This window comes from Microbacterium sp. NPDC058062, from assembly GCF_042885375.1.
In the GTDB taxonomy this organism is placed as follows: Bacteria; Actinomycetota; Actinomycetes; order Actinomycetales; family Microbacteriaceae; genus Microbacterium; species Microbacterium trichothecenolyticum_C.
The window spans coordinates 1-15,394 of sequence record NZ_JBHVSC010000004.1 but is presented as its reverse complement, the minus strand read 5'-3'; the positions used below and the strand labels follow the sequence as shown (position 1 = coordinate 15,394).

General features: G+C 69.9%; 15 protein-coding genes. 10 read left to right on the top strand and 5 right to left on the bottom strand.

Translation table 11 applies throughout. The features are described 5' to 3' along the window. Positions 1–159: 159 nt before the first annotated feature. Complete coding sequence (locus ACFVSU_RS13415; protein ID WP_387143579.1) at positions 160–1,152, top strand: winged helix DNA-binding domain-containing protein; 993 nt, start codon at positions 160–162, stop codon at positions 1,150–1,152. Positions 1,153–1,200: 48 nt separating this feature from the next. On the opposite strand, the gene ACFVSU_RS13410 is transcribed toward ACFVSU_RS13415, so the two are convergent. After that, complete coding sequence (locus tag ACFVSU_RS13410; RefSeq protein ID WP_387143576.1) at positions 1,201–2,637, bottom strand: helix-turn-helix domain-containing protein; 1,437 nt, start codon at positions 2,635–2,637, stop codon at positions 1,201–1,203. A 141-nt stretch (positions 2,638–2,778) separates the two neighbouring features. Between ACFVSU_RS13410 and ACFVSU_RS13405 the strand changes: the two genes are divergently transcribed. Then, entirely contained in the window at positions 2,779–4,659 is a 1,881-nt protein-coding gene (locus tag ACFVSU_RS13405; protein WP_387143573.1) for a phosphoenolpyruvate carboxykinase (GTP), read from the top strand. Between the two features lie 135 nt (positions 4,660–4,794). On the opposite strand, the gene ACFVSU_RS13400 is transcribed toward ACFVSU_RS13405, so the two are convergent. Continuing rightward, complete coding sequence (locus ACFVSU_RS13400; protein WP_387143570.1) at positions 4,795–6,795, bottom strand: ABC transporter ATP-binding protein; 2,001 nt, start codon at positions 6,793–6,795, stop codon at positions 4,795–4,797. A 26-nt stretch (positions 6,796–6,821) separates the two neighbouring features. Then, positions 6,822–7,037, bottom strand: coding sequence for a transcriptional regulator (locus tag ACFVSU_RS13395; protein WP_045300911.1), 216 nt, complete (start codon positions 7,035–7,037; stop codon positions 6,822–6,824). Between the two features lie 153 nt (positions 7,038–7,190). On the opposite strand from ACFVSU_RS13395, the gene ACFVSU_RS13390 reads away from it, so the two are divergent. The 8 genes from ACFVSU_RS13390 (at position 7,191) to ACFVSU_RS13355 (ending at position 13,074) form a co-directional block, all read left to right on the top strand. Further along, a complete protein-coding gene (locus ACFVSU_RS13390) occupies positions 7,191–8,132 on the top strand; it encodes an ABC transporter ATP-binding protein (protein ID WP_387143566.1) in 942 nt (313 codons plus the stop codon). After that, entirely contained in the window at positions 8,129–9,001 is an 873-nt protein-coding gene (locus ACFVSU_RS13385) for an ABC transporter permease (RefSeq protein WP_387143563.1), read from the top strand. The genes ACFVSU_RS13390 and ACFVSU_RS13385 overlap by 4 nt, the downstream gene beginning before the upstream one ends. Then, positions 8,998–9,825, top strand: a complete 828-nt coding sequence (locus ACFVSU_RS13380) for an ABC transporter permease (protein WP_045300913.1) — start codon at positions 8,998–9,000, stop codon at positions 9,823–9,825. The genes ACFVSU_RS13385 and ACFVSU_RS13380 overlap by 4 nt, the downstream gene beginning before the upstream one ends. A 4-nt stretch (positions 9,826–9,829) precedes the next feature. Continuing rightward, entirely contained in the window at positions 9,830–10,612 is a 783-nt protein-coding gene (locus ACFVSU_RS13375; RefSeq protein WP_387143560.1) for a hypothetical protein, read from the top strand. 92 nt (positions 10,613–10,704) lie between these two features. Continuing rightward, complete coding sequence (locus ACFVSU_RS13370) at positions 10,705–11,379, top strand: TetR family transcriptional regulator (protein WP_387143557.1); 675 nt, start codon at positions 10,705–10,707, stop codon at positions 11,377–11,379. Then, positions 11,376–11,783 (top strand): hypothetical protein, encoded by a 408-nt coding sequence (locus ACFVSU_RS13365; RefSeq protein WP_387143554.1) that lies wholly within the window; start codon positions 11,376–11,378, stop codon positions 11,781–11,783. Before ACFVSU_RS13370 ends, ACFVSU_RS13365 begins: the two co-directional genes overlap by 4 nt. Then, positions 11,780–12,385 (top strand): SRPBCC family protein, encoded by a 606-nt coding sequence (locus ACFVSU_RS13360; RefSeq protein WP_387143551.1) that lies wholly within the window; start codon positions 11,780–11,782, stop codon positions 12,383–12,385. The genes ACFVSU_RS13365 and ACFVSU_RS13360 overlap by 4 nt, the downstream gene beginning before the upstream one ends. Beyond that, positions 12,382–13,074 (top strand): DUF4166 domain-containing protein, encoded by a 693-nt coding sequence (locus ACFVSU_RS13355; RefSeq protein ID WP_387143548.1) that lies wholly within the window; start codon positions 12,382–12,384, stop codon positions 13,072–13,074. Before ACFVSU_RS13360 ends, ACFVSU_RS13355 begins: the two co-directional genes overlap by 4 nt. A gap of 63 nt (positions 13,075–13,137) precedes the next feature. Here the strand turns inward: ACFVSU_RS13355 and ACFVSU_RS13350 are convergent, their stop codons facing one another. Then, positions 13,138–14,619, bottom strand: coding sequence for an MFS transporter (locus ACFVSU_RS13350; RefSeq protein ID WP_387145223.1), 1,482 nt, complete (start codon positions 14,617–14,619; stop codon positions 13,138–13,140). A gap of 228 nt (positions 14,620–14,847) precedes the next feature. Then, a complete protein-coding gene (locus ACFVSU_RS13345; protein WP_387143545.1) occupies positions 14,848–15,201 on the bottom strand; it encodes a Fe-S protein in 354 nt (117 codons plus the stop codon). Positions 15,202–15,394: the final 193 nt, after the last annotated feature.

The window sequence follows — 15,394 nt, the reverse complement described above, 5'->3', positions numbered from 1 at the left end:
CATGATGGGCGAGTGGTCCCCACTCCTTCTCCAGACGCCGCTGGCGCGTCGCCCGGAGCCTCCGGGCGCGTGGGCCCAGCCTCGACCATTCGGTCCGAGCGGCTCCGGTCGCACCGCCTGAGCGCCCCCGCGGCGACGGTCGCCGACGCGGCGCGGCACATGCTCGCGACGCAGAGCCAGGAGTTCTGGGGCGGGCGCTGGGCGCTCGCGACCCGCGTGCGCGGCCGCACGACGGTGCGCGACGTGGACGCCGCCTACGGCCGGGGCGAGATCGTGCGCACCTGGACCATGCGCGGGACGATCCACACGATCCCCACCGCCGACATGGAGTGGGTGCTGTCGCTGACCGCCGAGCGCCAGCGTCGCCAGGCGGCGGCCGTGCACCGCAACGAGGGGATCGACGCCGACGAGGCCGACCGCGCCGAGCGCCTCGCGCGGGCAGCGCTCGGCGGGGGCAACCGCCTCACGCGCAAGGAGCTGTTCGAGGTGTGGGAGCAGGGCGGCGTGTCGACGTTCCGGCAGCGGGGTTACCACCTGCTCGTTGCGCTGTCGCTGCGCGCCGTGCTGTGCCAGGGCCCCGTCGTGCCACGGGAGAAGGGGCCGACCCGCGAGCAGTTCTTGGTGCTCGCCGACGAGTGGATCACGGATGCCGTGACCCCGGCCGATCCGATGGCCGAGTTCTTCGTCCGCTACATCGCCTCGCACGGTCCCGCCGGCGCGCGGGACTTCGCGTGGTGGACCGGGCTCCCGCTCGGGGTCTCGCGCGCGGCGGCGGAGGCGGCATCCGATCGCCTGCGTCTCGTCGCCGACGAACCCGAGCGGCAGTACGTGGTCGCCGGCGCCGCACCGCGGCGCAGCGCCGCGGCCCCCGAGGTGGTGGCCCTGCCGCCGTTCGAGGAGTACTACCTGTCGTACGCCGACCGCACCGTGCCCTGCGCGCCGGAGTTCTTGAGCGCGATCGGCCCGAGCATGAACGGAATCGTCCGCCCCATCCTCGTCGCGCGCGGTGAGGCGGTCGGCGTGTGGACGCACTCGCTGGCCGTGGGCCGGCACGCGGAGTCCCCGGTGCCCGAGCTGTTCACCCCGGGGGCGGCGACCGACGAGGAGATCGCCGGCGCGCTCGACCGCTACCGCGACTTCATCACGGCATAGAACGGGGCGGCCGCCTAGGCCCGCAGCATCCATCCCTCCCGACGCGCGTCAGGCGTGGCGGTCGAGGAAGTCGTACACCTCGTTGTCGTCGACGCCGGGGAAGGCGCCGCGGGGGAGCGGCGAGAACATCTGCATGTGCACGCGCGCGCTCGGCCAGGCCTTGCCCGCCCAGCGCTCCGAGACGCCGGAGGCCACCCGGCGGCAGCACGACTCGTCGGGGCAGGTCGAGGTCGCGCGCTTCTGCGTCTCGCGGCCGCGGAACCACCGCGCGTCGTCGAAGGGCACGCCCACCGTGATCGAGAACTCGCCCTCGGCGGTGGTGCCGGTCTGCGTCGAGCACCAGTAGGTGCCGGCGGGGGTGTCGGTGTACTGGTAGTGCTCGGTGGTGCGGTTCTGCTCGGAGAAGGCGGCGCGCGCCGAGAACTTCCGGCACGCGATCTGGCCGTCCACGGCGCCGGTGACGTCCATCGGGAGCGGCAGGTCGTCGTTCTCGTAGACGCGTGAGATCGCCCCCGACCCGTCGACGCGCAGGAAGTGCAGCTTGATCCCCAGATGGTGCGTCGCGAGGTTGGTGAGGCGCATGCCGGCCGCCTCGTGCGTCACGCCGAACGCGTCGCGGAAGTCCTCGACGGCGAGGTTGCGGTCCTTCTTGGCCTGCTGCAGGAACGACACCGACGCGGTCTCGGGCATCAGGCAGCACGCGGCGTAGTAGTTGATCTCGAGCCGCTGCTGCAGGAAGTCGGCGTAGTCGGTGGGCCTCTTGTGGCCGAGCAGGCGGTGCGCCATCGCCTGCAGCGCCATCGACCGCAGGCCGTGGCCGCCGGGGATGGACGCGGGCGGCAGGTAGATGCGCCCGTGCTCGAGGTCGGTGACCGAGCGCGTCGAGTGGGGCAGGTCGTTCACGTAGATCAGCTCGAAGCCGAGCTTCTCGGCCATGATGCTGACGGTGCGGTGCGTGAGGGCGCCCGACACGTGGCCCGCCGCCTTGAGCTGCTTCTCGGCGAGCTTCTCGATGTCGGGGAGGTAGTTGTCGCGCTCGCGCATCATGAGGCGCAGCTCGGTGTTGGCGCGGCGTGCCTCCTCGGGCGTCGCGATGGCCTCGCGCTCACGCCGCTGCAGCTCGCGGTGCAGGCCCAGGATCGCCTCGATCGTGTCGTCGGACATGCCCTTGGTCACCTTGATCGGGGTGACGCCGAGCTGGCGGAAGACCGAGCCCGACTGCGCGCGCTCGAGCTCGATCTCGAGCGCCGCGCGGCGGTTCGGCGGCTCGGCGGAGAGGAGGTCGCCGACCTCGACGCCCGTCGTCGAGGCGATCGCCTGCAGCAGCGACAGCTTCGGCTCGCGCTTGCCGTTCTCGATGAGACTGAGCTGGCTTCCGGCGACCCCGACGAGCGCGCCCAGCTCATCGAGCGTGTACCCGTGGGCGAGACGCTGATGACGGATGCGGTGGCCCAGGGTCGACAGTTCGAGTGACGTCGGGGGCATTCCTTGATGCTAGCGAAAGAATTGCAACTCTTGACACCAGATTTCGTGGGAAGAGCTGCCTGTTACGCCCGAAAGTAGAGGAAGAGCACGAATCTGCATCGTCGAAACCATCTGACGGTCGAATCAACGAGGAGCGACACCATGGCCCTTGCCGACATCTTCCCCCGAACCGAAGGCTCCACCACCGCCCGTCCCGCCCTCGCCCGGACGTATGGCGAGCTGCCGACCGTTCAGGGCGAAGGCATGGTCGCTCTGCGCGCGTGGGTCGACGAGATCGCCGCGCTCACGCAGCCGGCGCGCATCCACTGGGTCGACGGCTCGCGTGCGGAGAACGACATGCTCCTTCGCGAGATGGTCGACGAGGGCAAGCTCATCAAGCTCAACCCCGAGTGGCGCCCGGGCTCGTACCTCGCCCGCTCCCACCCGAGCGACGTGGCGCGCACGGAGGCGCGCACGTTCATCGCGTCGGAGCGCGAGGAGGACGCCGGCCCGACCAACAACTGGGCCGCGCCCGACGAGATCCGCGCAACCATCACCCCGCTGTTCGAGGGCTCGATGAAGGGCCGCACGATGTACGTCGTGCCGTTCTCGATGGGCCCGGTCGGCGGCCCCCTGTCGCACGTCGGCGTGCAGGTCACCGACAGCGCCTACGCCGTCACGTCGATCGGCATCATGACGCGCGTCGGCACCGACGTGCTGCGCGAGATCGCGGGCGGCGCCCACTGGGTCAAGACCGTGCACTCGGTCGGCGCCCCGCTGCAGCCGGGCGAGCAGGACGTCGCGTGGCCGTGCAACGACGAGAAGTACATCGTCCACTTCCCCGACACCCTCGAGGTCTGGTCGTACGGCTCGGGCTACGGCGGCAACGCGATCCTGGCGAAGAAGTGCTTCGCGCTGCGCATCGCCTCGGTGATCGGCCGCGATGAGGGCTGGCTCGCCGAGCACATGCTCCTCATCCGCGTCATCGACCCGGCCGGTCGCGCCTACCACATCGCCGCGGCGTTCCCGTCGGCGTGCGGCAAGACGAACCTCGCCATGCTGCGCCCGACGATCCCCGGCTGGCGCGTCGAGACCCTCGGCGACGACATCGCGTGGCTGCGTCCGGGTGAGGACGGCCGCCTCTGGGCCATCAACCCCGAGGCCGGCTTCTTCGGCGTCGCGCCGGGCACCGGCCAGTCGACGAACGTCACCGCGGTCGAGACGCTGTGGGGCAACACGATCTTCACGAACGTGGCGCTGCGCCCCGACGGCGACGTGTGGTGGGAGGGCCTCACCGACGAGCCGCCGGCACAGCTCACCGACTGGGAGGGCAACCCGTGGACGCCGGCCTCCGGCCGCCCCGCCGCCCACCCGAACTCGCGGTTCACCGTCGCCGCGGCCCAGTGCCCGCAGATCGCCGACGACTGGGACGCCCCGCAGGGCGTGCCGCTCGACGCCATCCTGTTCGGCGGCCGCCGTGCCACCAACGTGCCGCTCGTCGTCGAGGCGACGGACTGGACGCACGGCGTGTTCATGGGCTCCAACATCTCGTCGGAGAAGACGGCGGCCCAGGAGGGCACCGTCGGCGAGCTGCGCCGCGACCCGTTCGCGATGCTCCCGTTCTGCGGCTACAACATGGCCGACTACTTCGGCCACTGGCTCAAGGTCGGACAGCAGCTGCGCTTCGACCGCGCACCGCGCGTGTTCCAGGTGAACTGGTTCCGCAAGGGCGCCGACGGACGCTTCCTGTGGCCGGGCTTCGGCGACAACTCGCGCGTCATCGACTGGATCATCCGCCGCATCGAGGGTGAGGTCGGCGCGGTCGAGAGCCCGATCGGCCGCCTGCCTCGCACCGAGGACCTCGACGTCGACGGCATCGACGTGCCGCAGGCCGATCTCGACGAGCTGTTCGCCGTCGACCCGCAGCTGTGGCTGCACGAGGCCGACCTCACCGAGGAGTTCTACCGCACCTTCGACGGCCGCGTCCCCGCTCCGCTGTGGGCCGAGCTCGCCGCGCTCCGGTACCGCCTGCAGCGCGCCTGATCCGGTTCCGACGCCTCGGCCCCGCCTGTGCGAGGGGTCGAGGCTTCGGTCTCGGTCGCGACCGGTGACGGTCGCACACAGACCGGCGCCCGGCCCTCTTCTTGGCAGAGGGGCCGGGCGCCTATTCTCTCCGCGTCAGACCAGGAGCTGGTGCTTCGCGAGGTCGCGGTAGAGCGGCGTGGTCTGCACGAGCTCGGAATGCGTGCCCTGGCCGACGACGCGGCCGTGCTCCATGACGACGATGTGGTCGCTGTCGACGACGGTCGACAGGCGGTGCGCGATCACGACGAGCGTGCGGCCGGCCGCGACGGCGTCGATCGCCTCGCGCATGCGCTGCTCGTTGAGCCCGTCGAGCGACGACGTCGACTCGTCGAGCAGCAGGATCGGGGGAGCAGCCAGCAGCGCCCGCGCGATCGCGAGGCGCTGACGCTCGCCGCCCGAGAGCATGACGCCCGACTCGCCCACCGGCGCGTCGACGCCCAGCGGGTTGCGGTCGAGCACCTCGCCGAGGTTCACGGCGCGGAGCACGGCCTCGCAGTCCGCATCGGAAGCCTCGGGCGAAGCCAGACGCAGGTTGTCCCCGATCGTCCCGGCGAGGGTCGGGGCGTCCTGTTCGACGTAGCCGAGCTGCGCCCGCAGCGCGTCGCGGTCTAGCGTGCGCACGTCCGTGCCGTCGAGGAGGATCGCTCCGTCGGTCGGGTCGTAGAAGCGCTCGATGAGCGCGAGGGTCGTGCTCTTGCCGGCCCCCGACGGCCCGACGAGGGCGACGCGCGCCCCGCGCGGCACCGAGAACGACACGCCCCGCAGCACCTCGGTGTCGGCGGAGACGGATGCTGCGGCATCCGCCAACCCCTCCAGTCCCGAGTCTCCCGCCCCGTCGCCCAGGATGATCGTCGAGGTGTCGACGTGTGCGCTCTCGAGCACCGCCAGCGCCTCGGACTCGGCCTTGCGCCGCGCCTGGACGACGTTCTCGGGGTAGCGGAACCGCACGTCGCGGAACTCGATCGCGGCCGCTTCGACAGGCTCAGCGACCGCCCCCTGAGCAGGTCGAAGCGCGCGTGCCGCGATGTCGTCGTCGTCCTGCGTCTCGGTCGGGAGGTCGAGCACCTCCTGGATGCGACCCAGGGCGCCGAGCGCCTGACTCACCGAGGTGATGGCGCCGAAGAACGAACCGAGCGGGGCGATGAGCATGAACAGGAACATGATGAAGGTCACGAGGCTCGCGATCGACAGCGCGCCCGTGGCGACGCGGAAGCCGCCGAGGCCGATGACGACGAGCAGCGACACCTGCAGCGCGACGTTGGCGATCGGCACGACCAGCGCCGACACCTTCGCGATGCGCACGCCGACGTGGTAGGCCTCGGTCGCCTGCGCAGTGACCGCGTCGACCTCGCGCGCCGTCGCGCCCGAAGCGCGGACGGTGCGGATCGAGCCGACCGCGCGCTCGACGCCCGACGCGAGGGCGCCGACCTTCTCCTGCTGCTCGGTCGAGGCGGTGCGGATGCGGCCGCTCAGCAGCACCACGCCGAGCACCGAGATGCCGATCACGAGCACGATGATGGCGAGCAGGACCGGGTCGATGATGGCCATCGCGATGAGCGCGCCGGCGAAGAGCAGCCCGTTGCCGATCGAGTCGGCGAGGCCCTGGGTGAGCGCGGCGTAGAGGAGCGTGGTGTCGCTGCCGACGCGCGAGACGAGGTCCCCGGTGCGGCGCGCGTCGAACTCGCTGATCGGCAGGTGGAGGATGCGCGAGATGAGCCGGCGCCGGCTGGAGTACACGACGGCGGTGCCGGTGCGCTGCAGCAGGTAGTGCTGCCAGCCCGAGATGAGCGACGCGAGCAGCACGAACCCCACGAGCGCCCAGATGAGCAGCCCGAGGTCGAGGTTCTCCTGCACGCGCGTGATGACCTGGCCCACCAGGAGCGGCTGGATGAGCGACGCGCCCGCGCTCAGGATGCTCAGCACCACGACGACGGCGAGCGTGCGCTTGTGTTCGAAGAGGTAGGGGAGCAGCTGCGAGAACGTCGCGCGCGGCCCCTCTTCGGCCTTCCCGCGCCGGGAGCGCCCGCGGCGGGCGCGGGGGGACTCCGCCGCAGCGGGGGCGGGAGGGGCTTCGTCGAGATCGGCGGAGGGCATGGGTGTACCTCGTTCGTGAAGGGGGCTTACCTTCGACCGTACTTCTTGTGGACGGCCTGTCGGCTCACGCCGAGGGCGCCCGCGATCGCCTGCCACGAGAAGCCGAGGTTGCGCGCCTTGCGCACCTGCACCTCCTCGGCGCGCGCGAGCTCGCGGCGCACCTCGGCGAGACGGTGCAGCTCCGCGATCGGCTCGCGACCGCCTGCCGCCCCGATCAGGGTGGTCAGTTCGTCGCCGCTCATCGGGCAGCCTCTCGTTTTCGGTCACGGATGCCGCGGCCCGCGGCATCCGTCGTCAACCGTAGTTGACACTCGTCAAGGTGTCAACGTGAGTTGACGACGACCGTACGCGGTGGGCCACTGGGCGGTGTCGGAGCGGGGCGTTAGGGTAGTCCGGTGCCCGCCCCCGTGATCACCGCTGAGAACCTCGTCAAGGCCTACAAGGTCAAAGGCAAGCCCGACTTCCTCGCCGTCGACGGCCTGTCGTTCGAGGTGGCGCCGGGCGAGTCGTTCGGGCTCCTGGGCCCGAACGGTGCGGGCAAGTCCACGACGATGAAGATGGTGGGCGCGGTGTCGACGCGCACCGGCGGAGATCTGTCGATCCTCGGGCTCGACCCCGACCGCTACGGCCCCGAGATCCGGTCACGCCTGGGCGTCGTGCCCCAGCAGGACAACCTCGACGGCGAGCTCAACGCCCGCGAGAACCTCTACATCTACGGCCGCTACTTCGGCCTGCCCGGCAAGGTGTGCCACCAGAAGGCCGACGAACTGCTCGCGTTCGCGCAGCTCGAAGACAAGGCCAAGAGCAAGGTGGAGCAGCTCTCCGGCGGCATGAAGCGGCGGCTCACGATCGCGCGCGGCCTCATCAACGACCCGCGCATCCTCCTGCTCGACGAGCCGACGACGGGCCTCGACCCCCAAGCCCGCCATGTGCTGTGGGACCGACTGTTCCGCCTCAAGGAGCGCGGCACCACCCTCGTGCTGACCACGCACTACATGGACGAGGCCGAGCAGCTGTGCGACCGGCTGATCGTCGTCGACAAGGGCCGCATCATGGCCGAGGGCACGCCGGCGTCGCTCATCCGCGAGCACTCCAGCCGCGAGGTGCTCGAGGTGCGCTTCGGCTCCGACCGCAACGAGCAGGTCGCGCCGCAGCTCGAGGGCATCGGCGACCGTGTCGAGGTGCTGCCCGACCGCATCCTCGTCTACGCGAACGACGGCGAGGCGGCGCTCGAGACGGTGACGCACCGAGGGCTCACCCCGATCACGTCGCTCGTGCGCCGCTCGAGCCTCGAAGACGTCTTCCTCCGGCTCACCGGAAGGTCGCTGATCGAATGAGCCTTCCCTCCGAAGACGCCACGACCCGTGTGCAGCCCTCGCTCGACGAGCTGCGCGAAGAGGCGATGCAGTGGGGCCGCAAGCCCCGCGCGTTCGGCACCTGGTACGTCACCGAGCACATGGTGCGCGCGATGCGCGCGTACGGCTGGACCATCATCGTCGGTGCGCTCGGCCAGCCGATCCTCTACCTGCTGGGGCTCGCCGTCGGCCTCGCCGCGCTCATCGACGCCCCGATCACGCAGAACGGCGTCGAGGTCTCGTACCTCGTGTTCGTCGCGCCGGCCCTGCTGATGACCGCCGCGATCTCCGTCGCGTCGGAGGAGTTCTCGTATCCGGTCATGGCCGGCTTCAAGTGGCGCCGGTACTTCTTCGGCTTCAGTGCGACCGGGCTCTCGCCGGGGCAGATCGCCGGCGGCGTCATCTCCGGCGCCTCCGCCCGCATCATCGTCGTGGTGGTCGCGTACTACCTGTTCCTGTGGCTGTTCCAGGCGGTGTCGAACCCCGAGACCGGGTGGCTCACGATCCCGATCGGCCTGCTCGCGGGCCTTGCGTTCGGCATCCCGTACATGGCGTACGCCGCGTCGATCACCGACGACAAGGGCCAGGTCGCGCTCGTGCAGCGTTTCATCTTCATGCCGATGTTCCTGTTCTCGGGCACCTTCTACCCGCTGGCCACGCTGCCGCTCTGGCTGCAGTGGATCGGGTGGGTGTCGCCGCTGTGGCACGCGACCGAGCTCGGCCGGGTCGCCACCTACGGCCTGCCCATGGACCCGTTCGTGATCGTCGTGCACGTCGGCTACCTGCTCCTGCTGTCGATCGGCGGCTACGTGATCGGCCGCCGCATCTTCCAGAGGAGGCTCGGCGCATGACCGTCGCGACCGGGACCGAGACGGGCGCGATCCGCGCCGGCGGCGTGCGCGCGCTGTGGGCGGGCAACCCGCAGTCGGTCGTGCAGCGCGGCCTCATCGCCGCGCGCTCGTCCAGCTGGGCCGTCGTGCTCTCGGGCTTCTTCGAGCCCGTCTTCTACCTCGCATCGATGGGCATCGGCCTCGGCTCGCTCATCGGCGACGTGCAGACCTCCAGCGGCGTGGAGGTGCCCTACGCGGCCTTCATCGCGCCCGCTCTGCTCGCCGTCTCGGCGATGAACGGCGCGATCTACGACTCGACGTGGAACGTCTTCTTCAAGCTCAACTACGGCAAGCTCTACGAGGGCATGCTGGCGACCTCGCTCGGGCCGCTCGATGTCGCGCTGGGCGAGATCCTCTACGCGCTGCTGCGCGGCCTGCTGTACGCGACCGGCTTCATGATCATCATGCAGATCCTCGGCCTCAACCTGGCGTGGACCGCGATCCTGGCGCTGCCGGCGGTGCTGCTCATCGCCTTCGGGTTCGCGAGCCTCGGCATGGCCGTCACGAGTTACATGAAGACGTTCCAGCAGATGGACTGGATCAACTTCGTGCTGCTGCCGATGTTCCTGTTCTCGGCGACGCTGTACCCGATCACGATCTACCCCGAGTGGATCCAGCACATCATCATGGCGTTCCCGCTGTGGCATGGCGTCGAGCTCGTCCGCGGTCTCACCACGGGCATCCTCACCCCTGAGATGTGGTGGCACGTCCTCTACTACGTCGTCATGATCGCCATCGGTCTGGTGTTCACGACGAAGCGCCTCCGCGCGCTGTTCCTCGACTGATCCCGTGCTGGTCGTCGAACTCGTCTTCTGCGCGATCGGCATCGCGTCGGCCGTCGTCGTCTCGATCGGCTTCGGCACCATGCCGTGGGACGACAGTCTCGGCGAGATCGTCGGCACCTTCGGGATCCTCATGGTGCTCGTCGCGGTCTACATCCGCATCTGGTGGGCGAGGGCCGGCGACGGGCGCGACTCCCGCACGAGGCTGATGTGGTACCTGCCCGCGGCGATGACGGCGATCATCACGCCGGGACTGCTCTCCGCCGGTACCGGCGCCGACTGGCCGCCCTTCGTCGACGTGATCTGGATCCTCGTCTTCGCGTACCTGGCGGCGCTCCTGGGATTCCTCGCGCTGTTCCTGTTCCTCCTGCCGCTCGAGGCGCTCGGGCGCGGCATCCTCCGCCTGCTGACCGGCAAGTCCGGTGGCGGATGGCTGCTCTTCTGGGGCACCGCCGGCGCGCTGCTCACGACCTTCGTCTTCGTCGGCGCGTTCGCTCTGGACGACCTGCCACCCGGACGCGCGGGCGCGCTTCCGGTGCTGTTCGCGCTGCTCGGGATCCCGTTCGGCTACACCGTCGAGTCCGAAGCGCTGCTCTGGGTCGCCCGCGCGCTCGCGCTCGTGCTGATCGCGATGCTGCTCGCGTCAGCGCACTTCGGAGGCAAGCAGCGGGAGCGCGAGCAGGCGGAGCGCGCCGCCGATCGCGAGACCCTGCGGCAGCGTCGGCAAGCCCGGCGCGAGGCGCAGCTCACGCGCGACCGCTCGCTCCGCGACGGCGCCGACCCTTCCTGACGCGGAGGCCCATCGCACTCGCCGCGGCGGCGGCGGTGGCGTCCTGCGCGCTCGCTATTGAACGTGTTCAGAAATGGGACTAGTTTCTGAACATGTCCAGTTCTGTCGGCACCGCAACCAAGAGCGAGCGCACGAGGGCGCTCATCCGCGACATCGCCCTGCGCTCGTTCCGGGAACGTGGCTACGACCAGACCACGATCCGGCTCATCGCGTCCGAGGCCGGCGTGTCGGTGGGCACGACCAACTACCACTTCGCGTCGAAGAACGACCTCGTGCAGGAGCTCTATCTCGACGTGCAGCAGCAGCACCGCGCGGCGGCGCTCCCGCTCCTCGAGGCGAGCGACGATCTCGTGGAGCGGCTCGGCATCGTCTTCCGCACGGGGCTCGCGCAGCTCGAGCCCTACCACCGCTTCGCCCCGGAGTTCCTCTCGGCGGCGGTCTCGCCGCGGTCGTCGATCAACCCGCTGTCGAGCGACTCCTCGGAATCGCGCGAGATCGTGGTGGGGCTCTTCCGCGAGGCGATCGCCGGTGCCGCAGACAAGCTCCCCGCGGAGTTCGACGAGGATCTGCCGTCGGCGCTGATGCTCGGTCACCTGCTGCTCGCCCTGTTCTGGGTCTACGACACGTCCGACGGCCGGGAGCGCACGAGGAGGCTCCTCGATCGGGGTCTCCGGCTCCTCAAGTTGTCGCTTCCTCTGGTCCGGCTGCGTGTGCTCCGCAAGCCGCTGCGCGAACTGCTCGACCTCATCGCCGAGGTGCAGGCGTGAGCCACGGCGAAGCCGCGGCGAGTGCATCCGAGGAGTCCCCGGCCGCGGCGGACGTGGGGCTCTGGAGCGAGCGGTGGTTCCGCGTTCTCACGGCGGTGAATGTGCTCATCGTCGTCGCGTCGGCGTGCGTCTGGGCTGCCTCGCTGGGCGATGGGCTGCCCACGGCGGCATCGTGGGTGATGTTCGTGCTGCCCGTCGTTCCCGCCACCGTCGCCATGCCGGCCGTTTCGGCGGTCATTGTGGGGTCGGTTGCGGCGTTGTCCTCACTCAACATGTTCGGCGAAAGGCAGAAGGGGCGGCGCTTCCTCCGCGCGATGACGGTGTGGGGCACCATCGCTCTCGGCGCACCGGTCGCGTTCACGGCGGTGTGGCTCTTCGTCGCGGCGATCGGATCGTTGGGGTGACCCGGCGCGCGATCTACGTCAGCATCCGCATCGCCGCGCCGATGGAGCGGGTGTGGCAGCTCACCCAGGACCCGGCGCTGCACGCGCGCTGGGACGTGCGTTTCAGCGGCATCACTCCGACCGCGCCCCTGGTCGGCGGCGGCACGCGCTTCGTCTACGAACGGCAGCTGCCGGGCCGCACCATCACAGGCACCGGAACGACGATCGGCGAACGCGAGCGTCCCGATGGAACGCGCACGTCCGCACTCCGTTTCGACAGCGACAGCCGGCTCTCGCCGCTCGGCTCCGGTCAGGGCTACTGGCGGTACCGCCCGGACGGTGATGGCGTCGTCTTCACGACCGGGTACGACTACAGCCCGCAGTGGGGTCGCGCGCTGGATCTGATCGTTCGGCCGCTGATCGGCTGGGCGACCGCCTGGAGCTTCGATCGGCTGCGGATCTGGGCCGAGACCGGCACTCCGCCCGAGCGGTGGCCGCTGCGATCCGTGCTGCGGCTCCGGCGCGCAGAGCGTCCTCGCGCCGCCCGGTGCGAGCGCCGTCCTCGCGGCCGTCGGGTGATGGAGGACGCCCCGGCGACGCTCCACGAGCTGGTGCACCCGTGAGCGCCCAGACCGCGGTCGCGACGTCGATCTTCGCACGCGCGATGGGGGACGACTTCGCCCGCCTCCACCCCATGCTGCAGCGTCGCTTCGGAGTCGGGCTCGCGGCGGGCTACGCGTGCGTCGGCCGCGGCACCATGAGCACGATTCGCCGGGGCCCCTGGTGGACGATCCCCTTCCTGCAGATCGGGCGCTTCCGCAACATCCTCATTCCCGAGACGGGGCAGGGCATCGCGTTCACGATCGAGAACCATCCGTACCGGGACCCGTTCGGACGCGAGACGGTCACCTTCGTGCGTCATTTCCGGATGCCGCGTGCCGTGCGCCGCTTCGACGCCACGATGGTCCTCGGCGATGACGGCCGGATCCTCGACTACCTCGGCACCCATCAGCACCTCGCAGTCGACCTCCGGCTGACAGCGGAGCCCGACGGAAGCCTCCTGCTGCGGTCCGACCGGCAGCGGTTCTACGAGGGCCCGTTGGGCTTCCGGTTCCCGATGCTCTTCAGCGGTCGGGCCGAGCTGCGTGAGAGCTACGACGATGTCGCACAGGTCTTCCGCATCCGTCTCGAGGTGCGCAACCGCGTCTTCGGCTTCCTGTTCGGGTACGAGGGTGAGTTCCGCTGCGACTTCCCCGAGGCGGCCGACGCACCCTCGCACACGAAGCCCGTCCGGCACGAGCGACGCACGTGAACGGAGACGACGGATGCCTCGACCCGGCCGGGTCGAGGCATCCATGGTTCTGAGAAGCCGGGACTAGAGCGAGCCGGTGGCTCCCACACCCAGGTCGGCGTCGTAGTCGACGTCCTTGGTCTCGGGGGAGAGGAGGAGCGCGATGAAGGTCAGCACGCCCATCGCCGAGAGGTACAGGCCGACGAGCCACGGGCTGCCGTCGGCCCAGGCCCACAGCGCGACCGCGACGATCGGCGCCAGGGCGGCACCGAGGATCGACGACACGTTGTACGAGATCGCCGAGCCCGAGTAGCGGACGTTCGTCGGGAAGAGCTCGGGCAGGACGGCGCCCATCGGACCGAACGTCGAGCCCATCAGCATGAAGCCGAAGATCAGGAACGCCTGCGTCAGGGCGCCGGTGAACTTCGGGTCGAGCTGCGGCGACAGGAACAGGTTGAACGTGAGGCCGAACACGATGATCAGGCCCGTCACCCACAGCAGCAGACGGCGGCGGCCGATCGTGTCGGCGATCGGACCCGACAGCAGCGTGAAGATGCCGAAGAACACGACGCCGATGATCTGCATCAGCACGAAGTCGGTGTAGCCGAAGCCGAGGCCCGGGTAGAACTGCGCGGCGAAGGCCGCCGGGTCGAACGCGGTGCCTGCGGCTTCCGCCGCCTTCTGCGCGGCCGCGGACGCGACCTCGAGGTCGGCCGCCTTCGTGCCGTACGAGAGCGTGAAGTTCGTCATCAGGTAGAACAGCACGTAGGTCGCCAGCATGATGAACGTGCCGAGGATCAGGTGCCACCAGTGGTGACGCAGGACCGTGCCGAGCGGGAACTTGCGGATCGCGCCCTTCTCCTCAGCCTTGACGAACGTGTCGGACTCGACGAGGCGCAGGCGCACCCACAGGCCGATGATCACCATGACGGCCGAGAACAGGAACGGTACGCGCCAGCCCCACGCGAGGAAGTCGGCCGAGCGCTGACCCGCGCCGTCGGGGTGAGGGAGCAGGAAGTTGATCGCGAGGAACACCGAGTTCGCGATGATGAAGCCGAGCGGTGCACCGAGCTGCGGGAACGTGCCGTACCAGGCGCGCTTGCCCTTCGGGGCGTTCTCGGTCGCGACGAGCGCGGCGCCCGACCACTCGCCGCCGAGCGCGAAGCCCTGGAACAGGCGCAGGATCAGCAGCAGGATCGCAGCCCACACGCCGATCTCGTTGAACGTCGGCAGGCACCCGATGAGGAACGTCGCGATACCCATGGTGAGCAGCGACGCGACGAGAGTCGCCTTGCGGCCGAACCGGTCGCCGAAGTGCCCGAACACGATCGCGCCGAGGGGGCGGGCGATCATGGCGGCGCCGAAGACGCTGAACGACAGCAGCAGCGACGTGGTGTCGTTGCCGGTCGGGAAGAAGAGGATCGGGAAGACGAGGACGGCGGCGGTCGCGTAGACGTAGAAGTCGTAGAACTCGATCGTGGTGCCGACGAGGCTCGCGAGGATGACGCGGGAGCGGGGGTTTGCGGGTGCCGCGGAGGTCGCGGCGGTCGTGCTGGGGGAGGACATATTCACCTGGGGCATGCGCGGAGCGAGGCATCCGGATGGGATGAGGCGGTGGGCGGACGCCGGGCGCAGGGTGACGCGTCAGGCGGCACTGCACTGGATCACCGTGGGTGCGGGCGTTGTCGCCCGGCACAAAAGACCAGCCTACTCCCGGGATTCCGCGGCGGCCGCAGAGACGGAAAACGGATGCTGCAGCCCAGGGCCGCAGCATCCGTTTCGTGAATCAGGAGGTCAGCGCCAGAGCACCGCGATCGCGGCGTTGGCGAAGGTGAGCACACCGATCGACCAGAAGATGGCGCCCGGCACGGAGCCGGTCTTGCGCTGCCGGCCGGCGCCGATGCCCAGGAGCGCGCCGATGACGACGAGGATGACCAGCTTCACGCCGATCTTGACGTAGTTGAGGTCGTAGTCGATGCCCCACGGGGCGGCGAGGATGAGGCCGGCGAGACCGGCGATCGCGAGGCCCCAGTTCATGAGGCGCGTGATCTGGTGCTTTCCGTTCACCGCTTCGACGACCCAGGCGCCGAAGAGGATGGCGAAGCCCACGAGGTGGACGAGCACGACGACGTGGCGGAGGATTTCCATGCCATCAGTCTAGCTGAAGGTTGGTCCGCCGCCAGGTGTCCCCGCCCCAAATCTCCCCGCCGGAATCGGAAATCCCGCGAGGATCGGCCTGTCACCCGGGCGGTTTCAAGGGATGAGCGCAACACCCTGAGTTGAGGGGGTGTGATGTTCAGTTCCTTGAGGTCTGTGAAGCGGGTGTTCTGGCGCGGTGTGG

What these genes read in the sequence shown, in the direction of transcription:
- ACFVSU_RS13415 (WP_387143579.1), top strand. Translation starts at nt 160, where the DNA reads ATGCTCGCGACGCAGAGCCAGGAGTTCTGGGGCGGGCGCTGGGCGCTC.
- ACFVSU_RS13410 (WP_387143576.1), bottom strand. Translation starts at nt 2,637, where the DNA reads ATGCCCCCGACGTCACTCGAACTGTCGACCCTGGGCCACCGCATCCGT.
- ACFVSU_RS13405 (WP_387143573.1), top strand. Translation starts at nt 2,779, where the DNA reads ATGGCCCTTGCCGACATCTTCCCCCGAACCGAAGGCTCCACCACCGCC.
- ACFVSU_RS13400 (WP_387143570.1), bottom strand. Translation starts at nt 6,795, where the DNA reads ATGCCCTCCGCCGATCTCGACGAAGCCCCTCCCGCCCCCGCTGCGGCG.
- ACFVSU_RS13395 (WP_045300911.1), bottom strand. Translation starts at nt 7,037, where the DNA reads ATGAGCGGCGACGAACTGACCACCCTGATCGGGGCGGCAGGCGGTCGC.
- ACFVSU_RS13385 (WP_387143563.1), top strand. Translation starts at nt 8,129, where the DNA reads ATGAGCCTTCCCTCCGAAGACGCCACGACCCGTGTGCAGCCCTCGCTC.
- ACFVSU_RS13380 (WP_045300913.1), top strand. Translation starts at nt 8,998, where the DNA reads ATGACCGTCGCGACCGGGACCGAGACGGGCGCGATCCGCGCCGGCGGC.
- ACFVSU_RS13370 (WP_387143557.1), top strand. Translation starts at nt 10,705, where the DNA reads ATGTCCAGTTCTGTCGGCACCGCAACCAAGAGCGAGCGCACGAGGGCG.
- ACFVSU_RS13350 (WP_387145223.1), bottom strand. Translation starts at nt 14,619, where the DNA reads ATGTCCTCCCCCAGCACGACCGCCGCGACCTCCGCGGCACCCGCAAAC.
- ACFVSU_RS13345 (WP_387143545.1), bottom strand. Translation starts at nt 15,201, where the DNA reads ATGGAAATCCTCCGCCACGTCGTCGTGCTCGTCCACCTCGTGGGCTTC.